24 protein-coding genes and 1 pseudogene are annotated in these 22160 nt (G+C 64.9%); 21 read left to right on the top strand and 4 right to left on the bottom strand.

Annotated features, from left to right (window positions below; all coding sequences use genetic code 11):
• Positions 1 to 6 precede the first annotated feature (6 nt).
• The 3 genes from PSC72_RS08440 to PSC72_RS08430 are packed head-to-tail and all read left to right on the top strand — an operon-like array spanning position 7 to position 2207.
• Positions 7 to 564 (top strand): YeeE/YedE family protein, encoded by a 558-nt coding sequence (locus PSC72_RS08440; protein WP_274325438.1) that lies wholly within the window; start codon positions 7 to 9, stop codon positions 562 to 564.
• Positions 564 to 1022 (top strand): YeeE/YedE family protein, encoded by a 459-nt coding sequence (locus PSC72_RS08435; protein WP_274325437.1) that lies wholly within the window; start codon positions 564 to 566, stop codon positions 1020 to 1022. The genes PSC72_RS08440 and PSC72_RS08435 overlap by 1 nt, the downstream gene beginning before the upstream one ends.
• A 9-nt stretch (positions 1023 to 1031) precedes the next feature.
• Positions 1032 to 2207 carry an inorganic phosphate transporter gene (locus tag PSC72_RS08430; protein ID WP_274325436.1) on the top strand — a complete coding sequence of 392 codons (1176 nt, stop codon included), beginning with the start codon at positions 1032 to 1034 and terminating at the stop codon, positions 2205 to 2207.
• 15 nt (positions 2208 to 2222) lie between these two features.
• Here the strand turns inward: PSC72_RS08430 and PSC72_RS08425 are convergent, their stop codons facing one another.
• Entirely contained in the window at positions 2223 to 2957 is a 735-nt protein-coding gene (locus tag PSC72_RS08425) for a helix-turn-helix domain-containing protein (protein WP_274325435.1), read from the bottom strand.
• 89 nt (positions 2958 to 3046) lie between these two features.
• Between PSC72_RS08425 and PSC72_RS08420 the strand changes: the two genes are divergently transcribed.
• Both PSC72_RS08420 and PSC72_RS08415 read left to right on the top strand, forming a co-directional pair.
• Complete coding sequence (locus PSC72_RS08420) at positions 3047 to 4063, top strand: MBL fold metallo-hydrolase (RefSeq protein ID WP_274325434.1); 1017 nt, start codon at positions 3047 to 3049, stop codon at positions 4061 to 4063.
• Between the two features lie 3 nt (positions 4064 to 4066).
• Positions 4067 to 5356: an MFS transporter gene (locus tag PSC72_RS08415; RefSeq protein WP_274325433.1), complete on the top strand. Its 1290-nt coding sequence runs from the start codon at positions 4067 to 4069 to the stop codon at positions 5354 to 5356.
• A 98-nt stretch (positions 5357 to 5454) separates the two neighbouring features.
• Here PSC72_RS08415 and PSC72_RS08410 read toward each other — a convergent pair whose 3' ends face one another.
• Positions 5455 to 6300, bottom strand: a complete 846-nt coding sequence (locus PSC72_RS08410; RefSeq protein ID WP_274325432.1) for a universal stress protein — start codon at positions 6298 to 6300, stop codon at positions 5455 to 5457.
• Positions 6301 to 6566: 266 nt separating this feature from the next.
• On the opposite strand from PSC72_RS08410, the gene PSC72_RS08405 reads away from it, so the two are divergent.
• The 6 genes from PSC72_RS08405 to PSC72_RS08380 all read left to right on the top strand — a co-directional run bounded on the left by PSC72_RS08405 (position 6567) and on the right by PSC72_RS08380 (position 10257).
• Positions 6567 to 6719 carry a DUF7512 family protein gene (locus PSC72_RS08405; protein WP_274325431.1) on the top strand — a complete coding sequence of 51 codons (153 nt, stop codon included), beginning with the start codon at positions 6567 to 6569 and terminating at the stop codon, positions 6717 to 6719.
• Complete coding sequence (locus PSC72_RS08400; protein WP_274325430.1) at positions 6719 to 7756, top strand: sulfite exporter TauE/SafE family protein; 1038 nt, start codon at positions 6719 to 6721, stop codon at positions 7754 to 7756. Before PSC72_RS08405 ends, PSC72_RS08400 begins: the two co-directional genes overlap by 1 nt.
• A gap of 151 nt (positions 7757 to 7907) precedes the next feature.
• A complete protein-coding gene (locus PSC72_RS08395) occupies positions 7908 to 8312 on the top strand; it encodes a helix-turn-helix domain-containing protein (RefSeq protein WP_274325429.1) in 405 nt (134 codons plus the stop codon).
• Positions 8313 to 8467: 155 nt separating this feature from the next.
• Positions 8468 to 8824, top strand: coding sequence for a thioredoxin (trxA, locus tag PSC72_RS08390; protein WP_274325428.1), 357 nt, complete (start codon positions 8468 to 8470; stop codon positions 8822 to 8824).
• A complete protein-coding gene (locus tag PSC72_RS08385) occupies positions 8825 to 9865 on the top strand; it encodes an NAD(P)/FAD-dependent oxidoreductase (RefSeq protein WP_274325427.1) in 1041 nt (346 codons plus the stop codon). It begins immediately after the preceding gene.
• On the top strand, positions 9865 to 10257 hold the full coding sequence (locus PSC72_RS08380; RefSeq protein WP_274325426.1) for a hypothetical protein: 393 nt from the start codon (positions 9865 to 9867) through the stop codon (positions 10255 to 10257). The genes PSC72_RS08385 and PSC72_RS08380 overlap by 1 nt, the downstream gene beginning before the upstream one ends.
• A 53-nt stretch (positions 10258 to 10310) precedes the next feature.
• Here the strand turns inward: PSC72_RS08380 and PSC72_RS25595 are convergent.
• Together PSC72_RS25595 and PSC72_RS08375 are read right to left on the bottom strand one after the other, a co-directional pair.
• A pseudogene (locus PSC72_RS25595) lies at positions 10311 to 10460 on the bottom strand (sulfite exporter TauE/SafE family protein); the annotation flags it as partial.
• Positions 10403 to 10831: a hypothetical protein gene (locus tag PSC72_RS08375; protein ID WP_274325425.1), complete on the bottom strand. Its 429-nt coding sequence runs from the start codon at positions 10829 to 10831 to the stop codon at positions 10403 to 10405. The gene PSC72_RS08375 and the pseudogene PSC72_RS25595, both read right to left, overlap by 58 nt.
• A gap of 452 nt (positions 10832 to 11283) precedes the next feature.
• Between PSC72_RS08375 and PSC72_RS08370 the strand changes: the two genes are divergently transcribed.
• The 10 genes from PSC72_RS08370 (at position 11284) to PSC72_RS08325 (ending at position 22133) form a co-directional block, all read left to right on the top strand.
• Positions 11284 to 11925: a hypothetical protein gene (locus tag PSC72_RS08370; RefSeq protein ID WP_274325424.1), complete on the top strand. Its 642-nt coding sequence runs from the start codon at positions 11284 to 11286 to the stop codon at positions 11923 to 11925.
• 2 nt (positions 11926 to 11927) lie between these two features.
• Positions 11928 to 12632: a QcrA and Rieske domain-containing protein gene (locus tag PSC72_RS08365; RefSeq protein WP_274325423.1), complete on the top strand. Its 705-nt coding sequence runs from the start codon at positions 11928 to 11930 to the stop codon at positions 12630 to 12632.
• Positions 12633 to 12638: 6 nt separating this feature from the next.
• Positions 12639 to 14123, top strand: coding sequence for a cytochrome b (locus PSC72_RS08360; RefSeq protein WP_274325422.1), 1485 nt, complete (start codon positions 12639 to 12641; stop codon positions 14121 to 14123).
• Positions 14116 to 14307, top strand: coding sequence for a hypothetical protein (locus PSC72_RS08355; protein WP_274325421.1), 192 nt, complete (start codon positions 14116 to 14118; stop codon positions 14305 to 14307). The genes PSC72_RS08360 and PSC72_RS08355 overlap by 8 nt, the downstream gene beginning before the upstream one ends.
• Entirely contained in the window at positions 14304 to 17426 is a 3123-nt protein-coding gene (gene narG, locus PSC72_RS08350) for a nitrate reductase subunit alpha (protein ID WP_274325420.1), read from the top strand. The genes PSC72_RS08355 and narG overlap by 4 nt, the downstream gene beginning before the upstream one ends.
• A complete protein-coding gene (narH, locus tag PSC72_RS08345; protein WP_274325419.1) occupies positions 17423 to 18556 on the top strand; it encodes a nitrate reductase subunit beta in 1134 nt (377 codons plus the stop codon). The genes narG and narH overlap by 4 nt, the downstream gene beginning before the upstream one ends.
• 62 nt (positions 18557 to 18618) lie before the next feature.
• Entirely contained in the window at positions 18619 to 19464 is an 846-nt protein-coding gene (locus tag PSC72_RS08340; RefSeq protein ID WP_274325418.1) for an ethylbenzene dehydrogenase-related protein, read from the top strand.
• Complete coding sequence (locus PSC72_RS08335) at positions 19464 to 20189, top strand: molecular chaperone TorD family protein (protein WP_382261478.1); 726 nt, start codon at positions 19464 to 19466, stop codon at positions 20187 to 20189. The genes PSC72_RS08340 and PSC72_RS08335 overlap by 1 nt, the downstream gene beginning before the upstream one ends.
• A gap of 1 nt (position 20190) precedes the next feature.
• A complete protein-coding gene (locus PSC72_RS08330) occupies positions 20191 to 21204 on the top strand; it encodes a phosphate ABC transporter permease (protein ID WP_274325417.1) in 1014 nt (337 codons plus the stop codon).
• Positions 21201 to 22133, top strand: coding sequence for a HEAT repeat domain-containing protein (locus PSC72_RS08325; RefSeq protein ID WP_274325416.1), 933 nt, complete (start codon positions 21201 to 21203; stop codon positions 22131 to 22133). The genes PSC72_RS08330 and PSC72_RS08325 overlap by 4 nt, the downstream gene beginning before the upstream one ends.
• Positions 22134 to 22160 lie beyond the last annotated feature (27 nt).

Raw genomic sequence — 22160 nt, 5'->3', positions numbered from 1 at the left:
ACGCCGATGGTCACTGACCCAGTACTGCTCCAGACGGTTACCGACCTGTTCCCGAACGGGGTTAGTCGGTACGCCGTCGGCGGACTGCTCGTCGGGCTCGGGACCGTCCTGATATACGTCGGGACGGGGATCGCGGCCGGGGCGAGTACGTTCCTAGAGTCGACGCTGTCGTACGTCTCCGACCAGTCCCGCTTCCAGCAGTACGTCGGCTCGCGTGACTGGCGGCTCGTGTTCACGGCCGGCATCATCCTCGGCGGGCTGGCGTTCGCGGCGACGTTCCAGTCCGGGCTGGTCACGAGTTCGCTGTACGAACCCGGGACGACCGGCCAGCTGTACGAGGTCGCCGGGGTGACGCTCTGGACGACCGACGTCCAACCGTGGCGACTGTTCGTCGGCGGCATCCTGGTCGGCATCGGGACCCGGATTGGAAAGGGCTGTACGTCCGGGCACGGCGTCTGCGGCGTCGGTTCGGCGTCGAAGACGTCGCTGGTCGGCGTACTGACGTTCCTGACCGTCGCCATCGGGACCGCACAGGTCGTCGCCGCGTTGGGGGTGAGCCCGTAATGGCGGATAGACATCCGCTGTTTAAGCCGCTGATCTTCGTCGGCGGCATCGTGTTCGGGTTCGGGCTCGGGTTCAGCCACATGGCCCGCCCGGAAGTCGTGCTGAATTTCCTCCAGTTCGACGACCTCGGACTCCTGTTCGTAATGTTCGGGGCCGCCATCGTCTCCGGCATCGCGTTCGCCCTGCTGCCACGGATTCGGGACGCGGCACCCCTCACGGGCGACCCCTACGAGCGGCGCCTGAAGCCGTTCGACCGGAACGTCCTGGTCGGTGGCGCCGTCTTCGGTGTTGGCTGGGGACTCTCCGGTATCTGTCCGGGCGCCGCGTACGCGAGCCTCGGTGTCGGCAACATCACGATCCTCTGGGCGCTCGCCGGGATGTTCCTTGGCGCGTACGCCCAGGGCTACTGGCGGAGCCGCAGCCAAGCACGTGACACCGCCGTAACGGGCGCAGACTAACCCAGTTCTATGGACCCCGCTCTCATCGCCCTCTTCGCCGGTGCAGCGCTCGCCAGCCTGTTCATGGCGTGGGTCATCGGCGCCGGGTCGAGCGGCGCAACTCCGTATGCCCCTGCTGTCGGTGCGAACGCTATTGGGACGATGCGGGCTGCGTTCCTCGTCGGCATGTTCGGCCTCGTCGGTGCCGTTACTCAGGGCGGCAACGTCTCGGAAGCCATCGGAAGCGGCCTCGTCGGCGGCATCAGCCTGCCCGTCGCCGGGGTCATCCTCGTGCTCGTGTTAGGTGCCGGGCTGATGGCGATCGGCATCACGACCGGCTATCCGATCGCGACTGCGTTCACCGTGACCGGTGCCGTCATCGGCGTCGGCCTCGCACTCGGCGGGACGCCGGTCTGGTCGAAGTACCAGCAAATCGCCGCCGTTTGGGTGCTGACGCCGTTCGTCGGCGGCGGCATCGCGTTCACCATCGCGAGCCTCCTCCCGCGTCCCGACGTCCCCGAACGGTACAGTATTCCCATCCTCGCCGGCCTCGTCGGCGCCGTCCTCGTGAACGTTCAGTTTAGCTTTCTCGGCGAGGGGAGCGCGGCAGGAACCGTCCGCGGTGTCGGACAGCAGATGCTGGCAGTCGAGGGGGTCGCCTCGGCGGTCGGGATAACCGGCTTCGCGGCGCTAGCCGTCGCGGCCGTCGTCTGGTGGGACATCAGTCGGGACGAGCGTGGCGGCCTGCGGCGCGTGCTGCTGGCGCTCGGGTCGCTCGTGGCGTTCTCCGCGGGCGGCAGCCAGGTCGGGCTCGCCGTCGGACCGCTGCTCCCGCTGCTCGACGAGGTGGGAATGGTTTCGACGTTCGCCGTGCTTGTCGGCGGCGGCCTCGGAATGCTCGTGGGTTCGTGGACGGGTGCGCCGCGGATGATCAAGTCGCTCGCCCAGGACTACTCGTCGCTGGGGCCGCGGCGCTCCATCTCGGCGCTCGTGCCGTCTTTCCTGATCGCACAGCTGGCCGTGTTACTTGGCGTCCCGGTCTCGTTCAACGAGATCGTCGTCAGTGCCATCATCGGGAGTGGCGCCGCCGTCGGCGGTCGGGAAGCGGTGGATGCCAGAAAGATTCTCCTGACAGTCGGGGCGTGGGCAGGGTCGTTTATCCTCTCGTTCGCGGTCGCGTATGCCGCTGGAGCGCTTCTGTTGTAGCCGTTGCTGATAGCGTTAGTCGGCGGCCTGTTCGGTTCGTCGACCGTTCCCGACGCCCAGTGGGTCGGTCGTCGAGGTGGCGGTGACAAGTCGCAGGAACTGGCCCGCGTTCGTGAGCAGTTTGTTTTCTGCCTTCCGGAGGTGTTCTTCGTACGTCGAGCGAGCGACGGCAGTTTGTTCGGCGAGGTCACGGAGGGACGTCTTCCGAGGCTGTTCGTAGTAGCCGCTTTCGAGGGCGAGCTGGAGGGCAGCTAACTGCCGGTCAGTGATGTCCTCGAACAACTGATTCGCCGGCGCCAGCATACTATGCGGAATCTGTGTCTCCGATATCGACGTCTTAGAGAGGAGTTCGATCTCTCTGTCGGACCGAAGCGATTCGAGTAGTTCACGCACGTCCTCGCTGTCGAACGCGACGACCGTGTAGTGCTCCCAGCCCTGGCGGTAGATGGTCGGTGATTGATACAGGCAGTTGTGGTCCTCGAAGCGGTCGATGACGGAGTCTTCGAGCGAGCAAAGACAGGACTGGGTGACGACGTGATACCCGTCGTCGTCCGCCGATTCGTACAGTACGGTGCCGATCTCGTTGATCTCGTCGAGTAGTTCGTCGGTCGGCGTCGTCTCCGTCGTGATTTCGAGCACTTGGCAGTCGCTCAACGGCCACTCGCGGATCGTCAGATCCGGGTATCGCTCCGATATCCTCCGGTACGGGCATTCGTGTTTGACCCGAATTGACGCCTCGTACAGTCCCATACGAATGGTTTCGAACTCGATGCAATTATCAGTGCCGGTCATGTCCGGCAGTACCCATATGCAAATATACCTGCTATCCTGGACTACCGATGCAGGAGATATCGCCCGAGGAACTCGGTGAACAGTTACAGGATGATAATGACGGGCCACTTGTCCTCGATATTCGCCACCAAGCGGACTTCGAAGAGTGGCACATCCCGGGCAGCCGTAACGTCGATGTCTATGACGAATTGACTGACGACCCGGAACAGGCCATCGAACCGCTCTCCGACCTGCCCAGTGACGAACAAATCGTTACTGTCTGTGCGGCAGGCGTCGTCTCCCAGACTGCGACAGAAGTCCTCCAAGAGTTGGGGTACGACGCGGTGACGCTGACGGACGGGATGAACGGCTGGAGCCGCGTCCACCGGCACGCGGAAGTCCCCGTAGACGTCGATGGGACCCTCGTGCAAGTCGCCCGTCCAGGGAAAGGCTGTCTCTCGCACGTCCTCGTCTCGGACAGCGAAGCCGTCGTCTTCGACCCGTCACACTATCTCGACGAGTACGATACTGTCCTCGACGAGTACGACGCCGAGCTCGTCGCTGTCTTTGACACGCACGCCCACGCGGACCACGTCTCGGGTGCGGCAGACCTCGCTGACCGCCACGACGTTCCGTACTATCTCCACCAGAAGGATGCGCTCGCGCTCGACGCGACGCCGGTCGAGGATGGACAGACTGTGACGGTCGAGAGCCTCGACATCGAGGTCGTCCACACGCCCGGCCACAGCGAGGGAAGCGTCTCCTTCGATGTCGAGGGGAACGCTGCGACGCTGTACGAGAGCCTCCAGCGGCTACTGGACCGCCCTGACGACGCGCTGGTCCTGCCGGCGCACGACCCGGGTTCGCCTGAACCGCCGGTGGCCGCCACGCTCGCAGAGGTCAGAGAACGGAACGACGACCTCGGCCGTGACCGGGAAGCGTTCGTCGAGGAACTCGCGTCGGACATCCCGGACCACCCGCCGAACTTCGAACGCGTCAAGCGGACGAACGTTGGCCAGGAGTCCGTCCCTGCGGACGAACTGGCGGAACTAGAACTGGGCCCGAACAACTGTGCGGCCGAGTAATCCATGAGTACGACGACTGAACTCAGACAGGGGATCCGCGAGCACCTCGGGCAGTTCTCGCTGCACGTCCTGCTCGTGTTCGCGACTGGACTGACCATCGGGTCTGAGCGGACCGTCGTTCCCGTACTGGGGGAGGACGTCCTCGGCGTCGAGTCGTTCCTCGTAATCGGCTCGGTCGTCGTCTCCTTCGGCGTCGTGAAGTCGATCCTCAATCTCTACGCCGGCAAGTGGGGTGAGGAATACGGTCGCAAACCCGTCCTCATCGCCGGGTGGGCGACGGCGCTCCCCCTACCGGTCATCCTCATCTTCGCCCCGAGCTGGGGCTGGATCACAGTGGGGAACGTCCTGCTGGGGATCAACCAGGCGTTGACCTGGAGCATGGCGATCAACGCGAAGATCGACCTCGCGGGCCCCGACCAGCGCGGACTCGCGGTCGGTATCGACGAGGCGTTCGGCTACACTGGCGTCGCCGTCGGCGCCTGGATCACGGGTGCCATCGCCGGCCAGTGGAGTCTGCGGCCCGAGCCGTTCTACTTCCTCGCCGTGGTCGTCGTGCTGGCGTTCCTCATCTCCATCTTCCTAATCAAGGAGACCGTCCAGTACGCCCAAGCCGAGAGTGACGACGACCACCACGACGCGAATCTGCCGTTCGACGAGGTGCTGAAGCGCGCGACGTACGGCGATCGGACGCTGTTCGCGGCGGCGCAGGCCGGCCACATCGAGAACTTCGTGGACACGCTGTTCTGGATCGCCGTCCCGCTGTACCTGACAAGCCAGGGGCTGGGCATCGCAGCGGTCGGGGTAGTCGTCGGTGTCCACAGTGCGATGTACTTCCTCCAGATCGCGACCGGCGGGCTAGCGGACCACATCGGTCGCCGCCCGCCAGTCATCGCAGGAATGTTCCTCGCCGGCGCGGGCGTCCTCGGGATGGTGCTCGTCGATAGCTACGTCTCGTGGGCCGTGCTGGCTGGCGTCTCCGGGCTGGGGATGGCGCTGCTGTACCCGAACCTGATGACAGTCCCGAGCGATGCGGCCCACCCGACCTGGCGCTCGGCGGGCATGGGCGTCTACCGGATGTGGCGTGACTCCGGCTACGCTGTCGGCGCGGTCCTGATAGGACTCTCGATGGAGTTCGTGAATGCGGCGGCCGCGTTCTACGTGACTGCCGGCCTGATGTTCGCGTCAGGTGCAGTGGTGTACGTTTGGATGGAGGAGACTCATCCCGAATTCGGCACTCACGAGCCGCCTGCTCCTGCGAGAGTCGGAATGGGGAAGGGCGTCACGGAAGACTGAAGACTCCGTGACGGCCCCGTTTTGTGGGCTCCACAAGCGATCCGAGAACTGGCTTGAACTGCCGACGCTCTGTGATATCGGGGCCCTGGTGGTGTCTCTCAGACTGCCCGGGGCGGGGGAACGAGGAAGACGTTCCCCGTCGCCTCTGCGACGATCTCCTCTGAAACGCTACCCAACAGGAGTCGCCGGATACGGCTTCGTCCCTTCGAACCGACGAGGATCGTCGACGGCGTTACTTCTGCTTCGACGGCGAGGATTTCGTCGGCAGGATCGCCGTGCCGGACCTCGATTCGTGTTTCGATGTCCCAGTTTTCCAGCGTACTCGCGTACTCGGTCAGTTGCTCCCGTGGGCTGACATCGGCGTCGACGCCTTCGTCTTTCGGCGAACGCACGTGAACGAGCGTGGCTTCCTCGGTCGCATGACGGAGGTACGAGAAGGCGTCGAACGCCCGGTCGGCGTGTTCGGAGAAGTCCGTCGCGAAGAGCATCCGTTGGAAGAGGTGTTCTCGGAGAACCTCGGGGTCGTCGGTCCCCCGCTCGATGCGGTTGACCAGTAACGGAACGACGGTCGTCCGCGCAAGGTTGCGGGCGGTTGAGCCGATGATACGATTTTCGAGGGAGCTCTGGCCCCGGGAGCCGACCACCGCGAGGTCGGCGTGGACGGTTTCAGCGATACCGTTGATACGTCGATAGGGGGTCCCACGGACGATGTGGGCCTCGACGTCGAACCCGGCGGACTCGATTACCGTCCGATACTGGTCGAGCGCCTGCTGGCGTCGCTCCTCGAAATTCACGCCGGGCATGCCGGAGTGGACGTTCGCCGGGACGACTGTCACGAGATGGATCGTATCGACGCCGATACCTCCTAGACACTCGAGGCAGGTTTCGTTCTCTATTGCGGCCTCGCTTGCAGCCGACAGGTCGGTCGCGCACAGGGCCCTCATATCGGGTATTAGTCGTGTGCCGACAACATGGTTTTGCTCAACAGGTTATCGCCGTCCGTGGTGTTAGTCTGAATTGCACCAGCGGATCTCCAGAGCTGCCTTGGCGTATATGTTCTCTCTACGTTATCGGAACTCCTCCCGTGGTTACCCGAATATAGTATTGTGCGATAATCCCAAAACCGTTTTGTACTCTGGTCGGTTACGTAGGATTGCATAGAAAAGTATGAAACGGACAAGTCTAGCCGTCATAGAAGAGGTGGCGTACAATGATCGGTGTTGAATCGCTGGGCGGATGGGGACAGGCAGCGACCGTTATCGGAATCGTGCTACTGGAGGCAGTTGTGCTCTACGTCGGGTATGGAGCACTTGAGAAGGTCGTCGGCTCGAAGCTCATTGCCGCAATTCGAGGTGACCAGTAATGGAGATCTTCGGTATCGCTGCATCACTACTCGTGATGTTCACCGGGTTCGGCCTGCTCATCGGCCTCTTGTTCGGTTTCTTCGGCATGGGTGGATCGTTCCTCGTCACGCCAGCGCTGCTCGTGATGGGATACAAAACCGACGTAGCCGTCGCGTCCGGGCTCGCCTTCGTATTCGGAACGTCGGTCATCGCGACGCTTAAACACCGAGATCTCGGTCAGGTCGACTATAAGCTCGGGGTACTGATGATTGCCGGCACCACGGCAGGCATCGAAGTCGGTAAGCAGGGCCTCCATCTACTGCAGGACCTCGGCCTGGCAGATACCGTGGTCAGCGTTGCCTACGTCGGCCTACTCGGTGGCATCGGCCTGTTCGTTACGCGCCAGGCGCTCAAAGACGATGGCGGCGGCGGCATCAGCCACGACGCCGACGTTGACGGTGAACTAGACGCGGAAGATATCCCTGACATCGCGAAAAAGATCCAGTCGTACGAGGTTCCGCCGATGATGACGCTTCGCGGCGGCGTGGCGGTCTCGCTGTGGATAATCCTCGCTGTCGCGTTCGCCACGGGGCTGTTGTCCGGCTTCCTCGGTGTGGGTGGCGGCTTCATCCGGATGCCTGCCCTGTTCTACCTTGTGGGTGTACCCGTGCCCATCGCGGTCGGGACCGACCTGTTCGAAATCGTATTCTCCGGCGGAATCGGGAGCTTCCTCTATGCACTCGATGGGGCAGTCGATCTCGCGATCGTTGCACCGTTGCTTGCAGGAAGCGCCCTCGGGGCCCGGGTCGGCGCTGCGGCGACGAGTATCGTCGACGAGGATGAAATCAAGGTGTACTTCGGCGTGATGCTCCTGCTGGGAGCGATTGCCGTCGCCGTGCGCAAAATCGGCGGTGTCATCGAGATGCCCGTTCTTGACACAGTCGCACTGGTCATCATCATGGGTGCAGCACTCCTCGTCAGTAGTGCGGTCGTCTACAGCTCCATCCAGGAGCTTCGGACGACGTCTGCCGACACTGATTCCATTACCGCTGACTGACGAGCTCTCCTGCTGTTTCCGTCGTAGCACACAAGTCTTTGTCCGGCCGAGATCTTTGTTCCCCCTCCGTTTTGACTATGGGTCCTCACAGGATTGTGAAATCTATACACAAGTCTTTTAACAGCCTAGTGCGTAGAGTTACGTGATAACAATGCCAGATTCGATGTCTGAACAGCTCCGTCGGGACATGGAGTGCGAGGGGCTACTCGAGTGCTTCCACGGCCTCAAAGAGCTCGATAAGGAGTGCTTCCGGGCGCTCGTCGACGCCGAGGAACCGTTGACTGTCGACGAAATCGCCGATGCTGTCGACCGTGAACGGTCGACTGCATATCGTGCCGTCCAGCGGCTTCTCCAGACGGGCTTCATCGAAAAGGATCAGGTCAACTACGATCAGGGCGGGTACTACCACGTCTATTCGCCGACGGATCCGTCGCAGATCGCCGACGATATGCAGCGGATGCTCAACGACTGGTACGCGAAAATGGGCCAGCTCATCCAGGAGTTCGAGAACAAGTACGAACAGTCCGATACTTCGGCTCCCACTGCCGAAAGCTAACTTTTCTCTCTGTTTCAGATCTCACCGTTTCGACGGTGATCTGGAGATTTCCTGTGGCACAGTGACACCTGAGTCTCCATGTCACAGACTGTATTGGGTAGTATTGTATATATCACCCAAAACCCTTAATTAGCACCGGTGCTTACGTACTCGTGATGGCAACCGATACTGCATCCGACGCTGGCACCGCTACGAGTGAACCGCTCCAGGTCAACGGCCAGTCCCAGCTTGGCGATGTCGTCGCCGAGCATGATGTCGTCCTCACGGACTTCTACGCCGACTGGTGTGGCCCGTGCCAGATGCTCGAACCCGTCGTCGAGACGCTGGCCGCGGAGACCGACGCGACCGTCGCCAAGGTCGACGTCGACGCCAACCAACAACTCGCCAGGGCCTACGGCGTTCGTGGCGTCCCGACCCTGATTCTGTTCGCCGACGGCGAGCAGGTCGAAGAGATCGTCGGGGTGCAGGGTGAAGAGCAACTGCGCTCCCTGATCGAGAGGTACACTGAGTGAATGACTGAGGACATACAAGATCTCGTCATCGCCGGATCCGGAGTCGCCGGTCTCTCGGCGGCCGTCTATGCGGCACGGGCTGACTTCGTTCCCCTCGTGCTCGAGGGCGACGAGCCGGGCGGCCAGCTCACGCTGACGACGGATGTCGAGAACTACCTCGGATTCCCCGAGGGCGTTGGCGGCATGGAACTGATCCAGCGCGGCAAGGAGCAGGCCGAGCAGTTCGGCGCCGAGTTCCAGCACGGCAGCATCGAGTCTGCAGAGTTCGACGGACAGCCGCTGAAGCTATCGCTCTCGACCGGTGAGTCGCTCCGGACCCGCGCGCTGATCGTCGCGACGGGAGCAAGCGCTCGCTGGGTCGGCGCCGAGGCAGAAGATGAACTAATGGGGTATGGCCTCTCGACGTGTGCGACATGCGACGGCGCGTTCCACCGCGGTGACGACGTCCTCGTCGTCGGTGGCGGCGACAGCGCGATGGAAGAAGCCCTCTTCCTCGCGAGGTTCGCCGATACCGTGACCGTCGTCCACCGACGTGACGAACTCCGTGCCTCGGAGATCATGGCCGACCGCGCTCGCGATCACGGTGGCGTCGAGTTCGCCTGGAACACCGAACTCCTGGCGATCGACGGGTCTCAGGAGGAAGGCGTGACCGGTGCGACGCTCGTCTCCCACCCAGACGGCTACCCTACCGAGAAGTACGAAGCCGGCGAAGACGTCGAAATCGAGGAGCTCGACGTCGGCGGCGTATTTTACGCCATCGGCCACGAGCCCAACACCGACTTCCTCCGGGACACGCCCGTTGACCTCGATGACGACGGGTACGTGCAAACCTCCACCGCCGGGGACACCTGGGCGACGACTGCGACGGCCGCGGACGGCGTCTTTGCGGCCGGTGACGTGATGGACCGCGAGTACCAGCAGGCTGTCACCGCCGCCGGTATGGGTAGCATGGCCGCCCTGGACGTTGAGGAGTGGCTCGAATCAGCGGAAGCGGCGTCGACCGACAGCACTGGAACGATCCCGACGGAGGCTGACGACTGATGGGATCGGCAGAGATACGCGACATCAATACGACGGACCCGGCCACCGTTGAGGATCAGGCGGATCGAGTCCTTGTCTCGTTCCGGTCACCAGAGACAGATCCCGACGAAGACGACGACTGGTGGGTCGCCGACAGCGAGTGGTTGCGGGAGAACATGACCGAACACACGTACCGTCGGTACCTTCGGTGGGCTCATGCAGGACCGGTCGGTGTCGGCGACGAATGGGAGGAGTTCGTCAACTGCGGGTGTGCGAGTCCCGAAGACGTAATCCTCCGCGTCGAGGATGTCCAAGGCGGGACCGCGATCGGTTCCGAGACAACGCTCGAAGTGATTCCGTGGAAAGCCATCGTCGAAGACAATATCGAGGGGATAGCGGACGACGCCGGCTAAGCGACCATTTCAGGCGGATCTTCTGACGTTTGGCGTGTACAACTATGTCCGTGTCACAGGGAAAGGGTTGGAATCGTATTCCAGAAGATATTAAGTGAGATGACTCTCAGCAACGCGACTATAAACCAAGTGAACTTCTTTTCGTCTACCTCGAGACGGCGGGGGTGCGTTCTGAACAAAAGGCCGAGGATCGTGACGACCGCGTCCAGTCTGGCGCATCCGTGGCCAGCGGGGTCTGGAACATGAGGACGTCCACCATCGGCGAGAACAACATCACGTACACCCCGCCCAGCCGACCGAGGACGATGCCGACGGCGACGCCGAAGATGCCGAAAGTGTGCCCTGCGAGCAGCGTCGCGGCGACGAACGGGGCAATTGACTCGGGCGTAAACGCCAGCACGGCGACGAGCACTGACGCCGCCGTCACGACGGTGGTCCCGAGTCCGAGCGTGCCGACCCGCGAAACGACGAGGCCAGTCACGCTATAGCCGGCGAGTCGAAGCCTGTCGTCGGCCGCCTGCGACGTCTGGACGAGGAACAACCCGACAATTCCCGAGAGGATGGCGACGGTCACTGGGGCCATGAATGCGGCCGCGAAGTCGGGTAACAGATGCTGCGAAGAAACAGCAATCCGACGGCTTAAATTCAACCCTTGGTCCGTCCCTCACTGACCATCCCGATCAGATGGCGATATCACCCTATTAGGTCCGTTATCGATTCGGTGACGGGCAAGAGTAAATCTCAGTAGGGAAAGGGGCACCGGAGAGACTCGTTCGTCGGGGTTTCGATCCCGCCAGAGACAGGCCCAATACAGCGAAGTTGCGGCAGTATTGCTCGTGATCTGACCGACGGTCGATCACCCGCCAGTATTCGCCCGACCGCGCCGGAGTGGGTATACCCGTGGCCTGCTATCGCAACGATAGTTCGTAATACAATCTCACGAGACGTTGGTACTGACCCTCCCCCAGATGGGGACAAGCAACTGGTGGCATAACTAATGATATCAAACACCAATGGGGGCGCCGTGTGAGACGAGAGACCGTCGTGATTGGTGTTCTCGTCGCCGTGGTCTTGCTCCCGATGTGGTACGTCGCGCTACACGGCGAGCCGGCCAGCGAAGAGATCGCGATCGACGGGAGCGTCAGCGAGATCCGGCCGCTGGACGGCCCGGTCGACGCGCCGAACAAGCTCTCACCGAGCCAGGTCGGCGTCATCGTCTGGGTCGCGCTGTTCGGGCTGTACGGGCTGCTCGTCGGTGCGCATCGGTTCATGAACACCGCCGTCAGACCGTCCGACGCGGACGCCGCGGTCGCCGTCTCCGACGGTGGTTACGCAGAGACGGACGACGCAGATCGAGACGCGGAGGCGTCGGATACGCGCCCGGACGGTGGTAGGACTCGCCTCTCGTGGCTCCAGACGGACGAGCGATGGCTCGTCGAATACCACGGCGCAACCGGGTCAGACGAGGGCCTCGTCGTCATGGCGGCGCTGACCATCCTCGCTATCGCCTTCGCGGCGCTGTTCACGGGCGAGTATTTCACGCTCGCGCGGACCCAGTACTTCGGGCTCTACGCCGCGGGGCTGTTCATCTCGCTGGCCGCGTTGACCGTCGCGTACTACGCGTGGTTCATGCCACACGTCGAGGTCGCCGAGAAACGGGACCACTGACGATGACCGACAAGGACAATCCGACCGATTCAGAGCGAACGGTAGCGGACGAGTCACCCGCCGACCGGTGCCGGAGCTGTCCCTGCGACGGCGCGGACGGCGGCTACCGGGGTCTGCTGGCCGACGGTGGACCGGAATCAACGGCGGACGAGGGGAACGGCCGATTTGATCGCAGGAACGTGGCCAAGGCCCTCGCCACCGTCGGCGGCCTCGCTGCCGTCGGCAGCTTGGCCGCCCCGCTGGCCGGGCTGTCCCGCGTGTTTGAGCGCGGGTACACCGGGCCCATCTACTCCGACGGGGTGCCCCTGGTCGACGGGGACGGCGAACGAATCGGCGAGAACCGCCTGGAGATGGGCGACTTCATGACCGTGTTCCCCGAGCCACGACCCGGTCTCGGCGACGCGCCGACGCTGCTCGTCCGCTATCCCGAAGAAGAGTACGCCGAGCCGACGCGCCTCGAGTACACCGTCTCGGGTTACGCGGCCTACTCGAAGGTGTGTACCCACGCCGGCTGCATGGTGTCCGGCCGCGACGGACAGACGATGGTCTGCCCCTGTCATTTCGGGAAGTTCAACCCCGTTCAGGGCGCGACCGTCGTCGGCGGGCCGCCACCGCGCCCTCTCCCACAGCTCCCGCTCACGCTCTCCGGTGACGGCTACCTCGTCGCAGGAGGCGACTTCGAGGCGCCCGTCGGGGTGCAGGAGTGACCAATCATGCTGGAGCGTTTCTACCAGTGGTTCGACCGGCGATTCGACCTAGAGGAGGGCAGCGAGTTCCTCGGGAAGGCCTTCCCTGCGGAGGATTCGTTCCTGCTGGGCGAGGTGGCGCTGTTCTCGTTCGGCGTCCTCGTCTTGACCGGCGTGTTCCTCGGCTTCTTCTTCGAGCCGAGCACGACCGACGTCACCTACGAGGGCAGCGTCGCCCAGTACCAGGGCCAGGAACTGCCCGCCGCGTTCGTGAGCGTGTTGCAGATAACCTACGACATCCCCTACGGGATGTTCCTCCGGCGGATGCACCACTGGGCCGCCCACTTCTTCGTGGCCTCGATCGGTCTGCACCTCCTGCGCGTGTTCTTTACCGGCGCGTACCGCAACCCGCGGGAGCCGAACTGGGTGGTCGGCGGCGGGCTCGCGGTGCTCTCGATTTTCGCCGCCTACACGGGGTACTCGCTACCGTTCGACGAGTTCGCCAGCACGGCGACCGGCATCGGCTACAGTATCGCCAAGTCGGTGCCGGTGTTCGGGGACCTGCTCTCGAAGATCGTCTTCGGCGGCCAGTACCCCTCCAGCGCGACGGTACCGCGGTTCTACTTCTTGCACGTCTTTTTCATCCCGGTGGCGATCATGGCACTCATTGGCGTGCATATGGCGATCCTGATACGCCAGAAGCACACCGAGGGGCCGCGAAGCGGCGACGTCGCGGGCGAACTCACCATCGACCGGGGCGACGACACCTACGTCGTTGGCCTGCCGGCGTTCCCGAACCAGGCCGCGGTGAGCGCCGTCGTCTTCTTCCTGACGATGGCGGCTATCTCGCTTCTAGCGGGGTTTCTGCCCGTCCACAACGTCGCCCAGTATGGCCCCAACGATCCCGCGGGGACGCCCACACTCATCATGCCAGACTGGTTCCTGATGTGGGTGTTCGGGTTCCTGAAGCTGCTACCCTCGTGGATGAGTTTCGATCTGCTGGGCGTCCACGTCTCGACCGAGTTCGTGAGCGGCGTAGTGCTGCCGGGTATCGTGTTCGGTCTGGTCTTCCTCTGGCCGTTCGTCGACTACCGCGAGGAGCCGACGCACTTCACCGTCGACCCGCTCACTCGTCCCTGGCAGACGGCCGTCGGCGTCACCGCAGTGACGTTCATTATGGTCGCCTCCATCGGCGGGATGAACAACATCCTCGCGGAGGTGATCGAGGAGCCGACGGGGTTCGTCAACGCCGTCCTGCTGGCGGCGCTGATCCTGTATCCACCCGTCGCCGGCGTGATCACCTACTTGGTCCTCAGACGCTGGAACCGGTCCGAGACGGCCGGTCGCGCCGAACCCGCGGCCGACGGCGGCGAACCGATCACGGAGGCCGGAGGTAGCGTGAACACTGGGGCCACCGCGGAGACGGAGAATGGCGAAGCGGACGAGAGGGACGCGTCCGACCCAGAGTCGTCCACAGACACTGAACAGACCGGAGGTGGGGCGGATGAGTGACCGGTGGGTCGCCGTCGACGAGCGGACGTACCGACGGCTCGATGTCGCGACGAAACTCGCCGGCCTCGGGCTGATCGCGGCGGGGCTGGAGGTCGGGGGTGCGACGGCGCCGGGTCTTGCACTCGGCGTCTGTGGGGCCGTGCTGGGACTGGTAACGGTCATCATCGGAGACTCAGAGCCATGAATGACAATCGTCCGAACGATGCAGGCGACGCAGGTGAATCGAGCCGCGGCGTCGGCCGCCGCGACTTCCTCAAGGGACTCGGCCTCTCCACCGCGCTCGGGCTCTCGGGTGCGGGCGTGGCCGACCAGTTCACCCAGCTCTCGGGCATCGAGCGCGTCGATGGGGAGGACTACATCGGGAACTACCCCTACCGGGACTGGGAGGACTTCTACCGCGAAAAGTGGGACTGGGACTCCGTCGCCCGCTCGACCCACGGCGTCAACTGCACGGGCTCGTGTTCGTGGAACGTTTACGTGAAGAACGGGCAAGTCTGGCGTGAGGAGCAGGCCGCCGACTACCCGGAGATCAACGACGAACTCCCCTCGTCGAACCCCCGGGGGTGCCAGAAGGGTGCCTGTTACACCGACTACGTCAACGCCGAGCAGCGTATCAAGTACCCGCTTCGACGCACCGGACAACGCGGCGAGGGGAAGTGGGAGCGGATCAGCTGGGAAGAGGCGCTCACCGAGATCGCCGAAAAAGTCATCGAAGAGGTCCAGCAGGGCAACTACGACGCCATCTCCGGGTTCACGCCGATCCCGGCGATGAGCCCAATCTCTTTCGCCTCGGGGTCACGGCTCATCAGCCTCATCGGCGGGGTCGTCCACAGCTTCTACGACTGGTACTCGGACCTGCCGCCGGGCGAGCCGATCACCTGGGGCACCCAGACGGACAACGCCGAGAGCGCCGACTGGTACAACGCCGACTACATCATCGCGTGGGGGTCGAACATCAACGTCACGCGCATCCCCGACGCGAAGTTCTTCCTCGAGGCAGCATACAAGGGCACCAAGCGCGTCGGGATCTTCACCGACTACTCTCAGACGGCGATCCATTGCGATGACTGGCTCTCGCCGGAGGCTGGTACAGACGCTGCGCTCGCGCTCGGGATGGCCCGTACGATCGTCGAAGAAGACCTCTACGACGAGGCCCACCTCAAAGAGCAGTCCGACATGCCGCTGCTCGTCCGCGAGGACACCGGGAAGTTCCTGCGGGTGGCCGACGTGCCCGCGCTCTCGACGGACGGCGACCCCGGGAAGGTGTTCGTCATGGTCGACCAGCAGGGCGACCTCCGGAACGCGCCAGGCTCGCTTGGGAACCGCGACGGCCAGCACGACGAGAGCGCGAGCATCGAACTCGACTTCGACCCGCAACTGGCCGTCGAGGGGTCGGTCGATCTCGCCGGCGGCGGGAGCGCGCAGGTCAGGACGGTCTGGTCGCACGTCGTCGACGAGCTGTCGCAGTACACGCCCGACGCCATCAACGAGATCACGAACGTCGGCGCGGAGACTCACCAGGAGATCGCTCGCGAGTTCGCCCAGGCGGATCGGGGGAAGATCATCCACGGTAAGGGGGTCAACGACTGGTACCACAACGACCTCGGCAACCGCGCCATCCAGTTACTGGTCACGCTCACGGGGCACATCGGGCGCCAGGGGACCGGATTCGACCACTACGTCGGCCAGGAGAAGATCTGGACGTACCACGGGTGGCGAGAGCTCTCGTACCCTACGGAGAACGTCCGTGCCGTCCCGACGACACTGTGGACCTACTACCACGGCGACATCCTCGGTAACATCGAACCGGAGACGCGCGAGCGGATCCAGACGGCCATCGAGCGCGGGTGGATGCCGATCTACCCGAAGGAGCGCGAGGACGGCGCCCGGCCGGACCCGAGCGTCTTCTTCTGCTGGCGGGGCAACTACTTCAACCAGTCCAAGGGCGGTATCGCCATCGAGAACGTCCTCTGGCCGAAACTCGACCTGATCGTCGACATCAATTTCCGGATGGACTCGACGGCGCTATACTCGGATATCGTCCTTCCCGCAGCGAGTCACTACGAGAAGTACGACCTGAACATGACGGACATGCACAGCTACGTGCACCCGTTCACGCCCGCTATCGAGCCGCTGGGCGGGTCCAAGACCGACTGGGAGATCTTCCGCCTGCTCGCCGAGAAGATCCAGGAGATCGCCTGCGAGCGGGACCTCGAACCGGTCTCCGACCGGGAGTTCGACCGCGACATCGACCTTACGACGCTCCACGACGACTACGTCAGGAACCAACTGGACGACGAGCCGAACGCCCTGGTCGAAGACCGGGCGGCCTGCGAATACATCCTCGACCACTCCGAGGAGACCAACCCCGAAGAGGGCGACGGGCGGATTACGTTCGACGACACGGTCGAACAGCCCCGGCGCTTCCTCGCCGCGGGCGACCACTGGACCTCGCCGCTGGAGGAAGATCAGCCATACGTCCCGTGGAAGCGCTACGTCCAGCAGAAGAATCCGTGGCCGACGTTCACGGGCCGCCAGCAGTACTACATCGACCACGACTGGTTCCTCGAACTCGGCGAGGAGGTCCCGACGTTCAAGGACCCGGAGGTGCTGCAGCAGCCCGAACAGTACCCGCTCCGGTACAACACCCCCCACGGGCGGTGGTCGATCCACTCGACCTGGCGAGACAACGAACACATGCTGCGTCTCCAGCGGGGCGAGCCTATCGTCTACCTGCACCCCGACGACGCGGAGGAGCGCGGCATCGAGGACGGCGACACCGTTCGCATCTACAACGACCTCGACGAGATCGAAGTCGGCGTCAAGATCTATCCGAGCGCCCAGCCGGGCGTGGCGAAGCTCTACTTCGCGTGGGAGCGCTTCCAGTTCCCCAGCCGCGGCAACTTCAACACCCTCGTCGGGATGTACATGAAACCGACGCAGCTGGTGCAGTACCCCGAAGACACCGGTGAGCACCTCTCGTTCCGACCGAATTACTGGGGGCCGACCGGCGTCAACAGCGACGTCCGCGTCGACGTCGAACTGGTCGAGGCTGCCTCGGGCGACGAGGGACAGGACGCGACAGCCGCCCCCGACGAGACGGAGAACGTCGTTCCGGAGACGCCCGCCGACGACGAGACGGGACCGATCACCGAGGACGGTACCGCGACTGAGACGGAGCCCACACCGACGGACACCGCGGGCTCGCTCGACGTCGAACTGGCGGACGGCGGGTCACCCGGCGCAGACGGCCGGAAACCTGGCGACGCCGTCGACGATCGGACCGGAGGGAAGTCACAATGAGTTCTCAGGACGACCAACAGCAGACGACGACCGCGGGGAACGGCGCACAGATAGACATCGCGGAGGGCATCGACCACCAGGTCGCCATGGTGATGGACCTGAACAAGTGCGTCGGCTGCCAGACGTGTACTATCGCCTGTAAGAAGCTCTGGACGGACTCCGGTGGTCGCGAGTACATGTACTGGAACAACGTCGAGACGATGCCGGGCGGGGGGTACCCGCGCAACTGGCAGGACGACGGTGGCGGCTACGAGTCCGCCGAGCAGGCCGAGGACGATGGCCACCTCGAGTACGAAGAGGGCGACGGGACGCTCCCGACGCAGGAGGACTACGGTCGGGCGTGGGAGTTCAACCACACCGAGGTAATGTACGACGGCAGCGACGAACCGCTCAGGCCCGAGGGGGAGGAACCGGACTGGGGTCCCAACTGGGACGAGGACCAGGGTGGCGGGGAGTACCCCAATTCCTACTACTTCTACCTCCCGCGAATTTGCAACCACTGCACCCACCCCGCCTGCGCGGAGGCCTGCCCCCGCAAGGCCATCTACAAGCGCGAAGACGACGGGATCGTCCTCGTCGATCAGGAGCGTTGTCGGGGGTACCGTTACTGCGTCGAGGGATGTCCGTACAACAAGGTCTACTACAACGTGATGCGCAAGCGCTCGGAGAAGTGCATCTTCTGTTACCCCCGCATCGAAGGCGAGGGCGCCGAGACGGAGGGGAACTTCAACCTCAACGACGGCGAGGCCGTGCCGCCGGCCTGCGCGACCGAGTGTCCGCCCCAGCTGCGCATGGTGGGCTTTCTCGACGACGAGGACGGTCCCATCTACAAGCTCGTCGAGGAGTACGGCGTCGCGTTGCGCCTACATCCTGACTACCACACCCAGCCGAACGTCTACTACATCCCGCCGTTCGCGCCGCCCCAGCACTCCGAGGACGGCGAGAGCATCGACGTCGAGCGGATCCCGCGGCCGCTGCTGGAGGAGCTGTTCGGCGAGGACGTCCACGAGGCACTGGATACGATCGAGCGCCACCGCGACCGCGTCCGCCGCGGCGAGGAGAGCGAGCTGATGGACCTGCTCACGACGAACAACCCGGCCCAGCAGTACCGCCTGGAGGTGTTCGATTGATGCGAGCGCAAGCGAGCGAAATCGAGCTCGCCAGCGCTCGCTCTGGAGGTGTTCGATGATTGATGCCGGGGGAGCGAGGCCTCGGGCGGAAACTGATCGTCGCCGTCGCGCTCGTCCTCGCGGCGGCGGCCGTCCCGCTGCTTGTCGCGGGCGCCCCGGCCGACGAAATCCCGCTCGCGCAGGCCACCCAGTCGGAGGCCGAGTCGTTGGCGAACCCCGCCGCGCCGGTGTGGGACCGGCTGTCCGTCGCGACGGTCGCGCTGACGAGCGCGCCCAGTCAGGTCCCCGACGCAAACGAGACGTCGGTCGATCGGGCGAACGTCCAGGCGGCCTACACGGACCAGTACCTGTTCGTCCGGGTGTCCTGGCCCGACGCGACCCGCGACGGCAACGTCACGCCCTCACAGTACGAGACGCCGACGCTCAACTCATACGGCGACGCCGTTGGCGTGCAGTTCCCCGCGAATGCCAGCCAGCAGCCCGGCATCGCCATGGGCAGCCCGCAGTCGCCGGTCAACGTCTGGTGGTGGAACGGCGCGATGGGTCGCCAGGAGTTGCTCGCCGCCGGTCCAGGGTCGACGACGCCGTTCAACGAGACGCGGATCGCTGCCAACGCCACCTACAGCGACGGCCGGTGGTCGGTCGTATTTGCCCGGAACCTGACCGCCGAACGCCGCGACCGGGTCTCGGTGACGACCGACCAGGATGTCCCCATCTCGATCGCCGTCTGGAACGGGTCCAACGCCGAGCGCGCGGGCCGGAAGGCCGTCAGCGAGTGGCAGACGCTCCCGTTCGGACCGGAACCGGCTGGACCGCCGTATCGGACCGTCCTCTGGACGATCGCCGGGCTCGCCATCGCCGTGGTCGTCGTGGTGACTGCGATCGCGGTCAGGAGGAGTGAGTCCTGATGGCACCCGACACGACCGAACGGACTGAAACTGACGCGGAGGAGCCTCCGGCGGACCCGTCGGTCGACCCGTCGATGCTCGACACTGACGCGGCGGCCCGCGGAACCGTCTACGCACTGTCGGCCAGCGCCGTCGAGCACCCGACCGACGAACTGTACGACGCGCTCGCCGGAGGTGCCCTGCGGGCTCGGTTCGAGGAGTTGCTCTCGCGGACGCCACTCGATGTCTCCGTCGAAGGCGTGCAAACAACGGACGATTACGAGACGCTCGCGGCCCGGTACAACGACCTGTTCGTCATCGGCTACTCGGAGTACGAGGACCGGACGGACGGGACGCTCTCGACGGACGAACCCCCGGTCCCACTCTACGAGACGGCGTACCGACCCGAGGCCTCGTGGACGGACGTGAACCTCGACCTCGCCCGGGCATACGACTACTACGATGTCCGGCCGGCGGCCGACGACCGCGACCACCACGACCACCTCCGCCTCCAGCTGGAGTTCGCGGGGTATCTCGGTCGCCGGGAGGCCGCGAGTGACGGCGCCGACGCCGCCCGGTCCCGCCTCGATCTGCTTGACCGCCACCTTCGACCGACGATCGAGGGCGTCCGCGAGCGCATCGACGACGAACCGAACACCGGCGTCTACGGCCGGTTCGTCCGTCTGATCGACGAGTTCACGGCGGCCGAGCGGGCGGAACTGGTCGACCGACTGGAGGGCGAGTGAGATGCGCCGGTCGACCGGTCTGCTCCGGGAGCGCGCCCGAACCGCGGCCAGTGACGCCGCGACCGTCGCCGCGGCAACCATCCCCCCTGTCCGCAGGCGGCGCGTCCGGGCGGCTGCAGCTGTCGTCGCGATCGCTGGACTGGCGTCGCTGACCCTCACGCGAGTCGCGTTGAACAGTCCTATCGTCCTCCCGGCGGCCGCCTCGGGGCAGTGGTTCGACTTCGTCTCGACTGCCGCGACCGTCGGGCCGGCGCTCGGGGTGCTCGCGGTCGGTGTGACAGCTGACGGCTGGAGCCGTCTCGGACTCGTGATCGCCGGCGTCTTCGGTCTCCTGTCGGCGGTAGCGCCTGCCGCCCAGTCCCCGGCCGTCGGTGCCGTCATCGCCGGCGGATGGCTCACGCTCACCGGTCGGGCGACGGCGGGACTGCTTGCGGCGGCCGGGGCCGACGCCGAGCGTGATGTCTCTGCCCCCAGTGACGGCGCGGCCGTCAGCGTGGTCGTCGGCGCGGTACTACTCGGCGGGGTCACGCTGTCGCTGTTCGGCGCGGCCGGTGTCCGTCCGGCGCTGTTCCGACCCACCGGTACCGTCCTCGTGCTCGTCGGGATGGCCGCGACGCCGCTGGGCATTCGCCCGGGCACCGTCCCGCTGGTGGTCGGGGGTGTCGCCGCAGTGGGGACGTTCTGGGTAAGCGCCGCCGCACCGTTCACGACGGGGGCGGTCGCGCTGATCGCCGGGAGCGTTGTCGGCGCGCCGGTCGCCCTGCTCGCAGTCGCCCTCGGCGGACTGACGGCGACGATAACGTACGGCGTGCTGGAGACGGCGCCCGACACCGCCGTCGTAGGTGTCCTTCTGCTCGCGGCGGGCGTACCGTCGTCGATCCCCCGAGCGCTGGGTGCCGTCCTCGCCGTGGCATTCCTCGCGGCGATCGGACCGGCTGTGACCGCCGGACGGCCCCCAACGAGTGACGACGCGAGCACGGACGAGTCTACCGCAACTGACGGAGGTTCCACATGAGTCACGACCATAGCCAAGACCACGAGCACGGCGACGCGAACCACGACTGCGGCTGCGGCGACGCCTGCGGCTGTTCGAGCGACCCTTACGAGGAGGACCCTGGGTACGAGGAGATAGAAGAAGAGCCCGACCCGCAGCTCGACCCGACGAAGAGCCCTGGGTTCGGCCATACACTCGATAGCCTCGCGGATATCGAGGTAAGCCGGGACGTGACCATCGGCGAGATGGACCCGGAGGACCTGACGGCGGCTGACACCGGCCCGGTGGTTGACGGCTCAGCGCGCGAGCTACTCGACGATCTGACCGATGGACAGCTGAAAGACCGCCGCCGCGCCGCGCTCGCCCTCGCCGAGACCGACGGATCGCCGGCGGTCGTAAAGGCGCTCTCGTCGGTGGCACTGACGGACGAGGACGCTGACGTCCGCCAGTTTGCCGTCGAGTCGCTGGCGAAACTTCGGGCCGACGGTGCAGGCAACGTAGCCCTGAAGGTGTCGGTCGAGGACGACGACCCGTGGGTCCGCGCGGAGGCGCTGGTCGCGCTCGACCGGATCGACCGGGAACGCTACGCTGACCGGCTGGAGTCGGCGCTCTCGGACGAACACCACGCGGCGCGGCGCAATGCGCTCGTCTCCCTGTTCAAGCTCCGCGGCGAGGCGATCCTCGACGAGGCCCTCGAACTGGCCGCGGACCCGAGCGACCGCGTCCGCGAGTGGGCCGCGCACGTCCTTGGGGGGATCGACGACGACCGGGCCCGCAAAACCCTAGAGGGGCTCGCGATGTCGGATGACAGTGACATTGTCGCCCTGACAGCCAGACACGCCCGCTCGGTCGACCCCGACCGGTTCCGGCGCCAGTTCGCCGGTGCGCTGGAGGAGGGTGATACGCTGTTGCCCGGCGAGGACCTGCTGAACCGCCAGCCGACGCTGTGAGGGACGGCCTGTCTTCAAGATCTCATT

The sequence above is a fragment of the Halosimplex aquaticum genome (assembly GCF_028747785.1).
Taxonomy (GTDB): Archaea; Halobacteriota; Halobacteria; order Halobacteriales; family Haloarculaceae; genus Halosimplex; species Halosimplex aquaticum.
Note: the sequence above shows the minus strand (reverse complement) of the source record. Positions and strands in the feature narration are given on the sequence as shown.

Coding starts and splice junctions, on each gene's coding strand:
- PSC72_RS08440 (WP_274325438.1), top strand. CDS start 7: ATGGTCACTGACCCAGTACTGCTCCAGACGGTTACCGACCTGTTCCCG.
- PSC72_RS08435 (WP_274325437.1), top strand. CDS start 564: ATGGCGGATAGACATCCGCTGTTTAAGCCGCTGATCTTCGTCGGCGGC.
- PSC72_RS08430 (WP_274325436.1), top strand. CDS start 1,032: ATGGACCCCGCTCTCATCGCCCTCTTCGCCGGTGCAGCGCTCGCCAGC.
- PSC72_RS08425 (WP_274325435.1), bottom strand. CDS start 2,957: ATGGGACTGTACGAGGCGTCAATTCGGGTCAAACACGAATGCCCGTAC.
- PSC72_RS08420 (WP_274325434.1), top strand. CDS start 3,047: ATGCAGGAGATATCGCCCGAGGAACTCGGTGAACAGTTACAGGATGAT.
- PSC72_RS08415 (WP_274325433.1), top strand. CDS start 4,067: ATGAGTACGACGACTGAACTCAGACAGGGGATCCGCGAGCACCTCGGG.
- PSC72_RS08410 (WP_274325432.1), bottom strand. CDS start 6,300: ATGAGGGCCCTGTGCGCGACCGACCTGTCGGCTGCAAGCGAGGCCGCA.
- PSC72_RS08405 (WP_274325431.1), top strand. CDS start 6,567: ATGATCGGTGTTGAATCGCTGGGCGGATGGGGACAGGCAGCGACCGTT.
- PSC72_RS08400 (WP_274325430.1), top strand. CDS start 6,719: ATGGAGATCTTCGGTATCGCTGCATCACTACTCGTGATGTTCACCGGG.
- PSC72_RS08395 (WP_274325429.1), top strand. CDS start 7,908: ATGCCAGATTCGATGTCTGAACAGCTCCGTCGGGACATGGAGTGCGAG.
- trxA (WP_274325428.1), top strand. CDS start 8,468: ATGGCAACCGATACTGCATCCGACGCTGGCACCGCTACGAGTGAACCG.
- PSC72_RS08385 (WP_274325427.1), top strand. CDS start 8,825: ATGACTGAGGACATACAAGATCTCGTCATCGCCGGATCCGGAGTCGCC.
- PSC72_RS08380 (WP_274325426.1), top strand. CDS start 9,865: ATGGGATCGGCAGAGATACGCGACATCAATACGACGGACCCGGCCACC.
- PSC72_RS08365 (WP_274325423.1), top strand. CDS start 11,928: ATGACCGACAAGGACAATCCGACCGATTCAGAGCGAACGGTAGCGGAC.
- PSC72_RS08360 (WP_274325422.1), top strand. CDS start 12,639: ATGCTGGAGCGTTTCTACCAGTGGTTCGACCGGCGATTCGACCTAGAG.
- PSC72_RS08355 (WP_274325421.1), top strand. CDS start 14,116: ATGAGTGACCGGTGGGTCGCCGTCGACGAGCGGACGTACCGACGGCTC.
- narG (WP_274325420.1), top strand. CDS start 14,304: ATGAATGACAATCGTCCGAACGATGCAGGCGACGCAGGTGAATCGAGC.
- narH (WP_274325419.1), top strand. CDS start 17,423: ATGAGTTCTCAGGACGACCAACAGCAGACGACGACCGCGGGGAACGGC.
- PSC72_RS08340 (WP_274325418.1), top strand. CDS start 18,619: ATGCCGGGGGAGCGAGGCCTCGGGCGGAAACTGATCGTCGCCGTCGCG.
- PSC72_RS08335 (WP_382261478.1), top strand. CDS start 19,464: ATGGCACCCGACACGACCGAACGGACTGAAACTGACGCGGAGGAGCCT.
- PSC72_RS08330 (WP_274325417.1), top strand. CDS start 20,191: ATGCGCCGGTCGACCGGTCTGCTCCGGGAGCGCGCCCGAACCGCGGCC.
- PSC72_RS08325 (WP_274325416.1), top strand. CDS start 21,201: ATGAGTCACGACCATAGCCAAGACCACGAGCACGGCGACGCGAACCAC.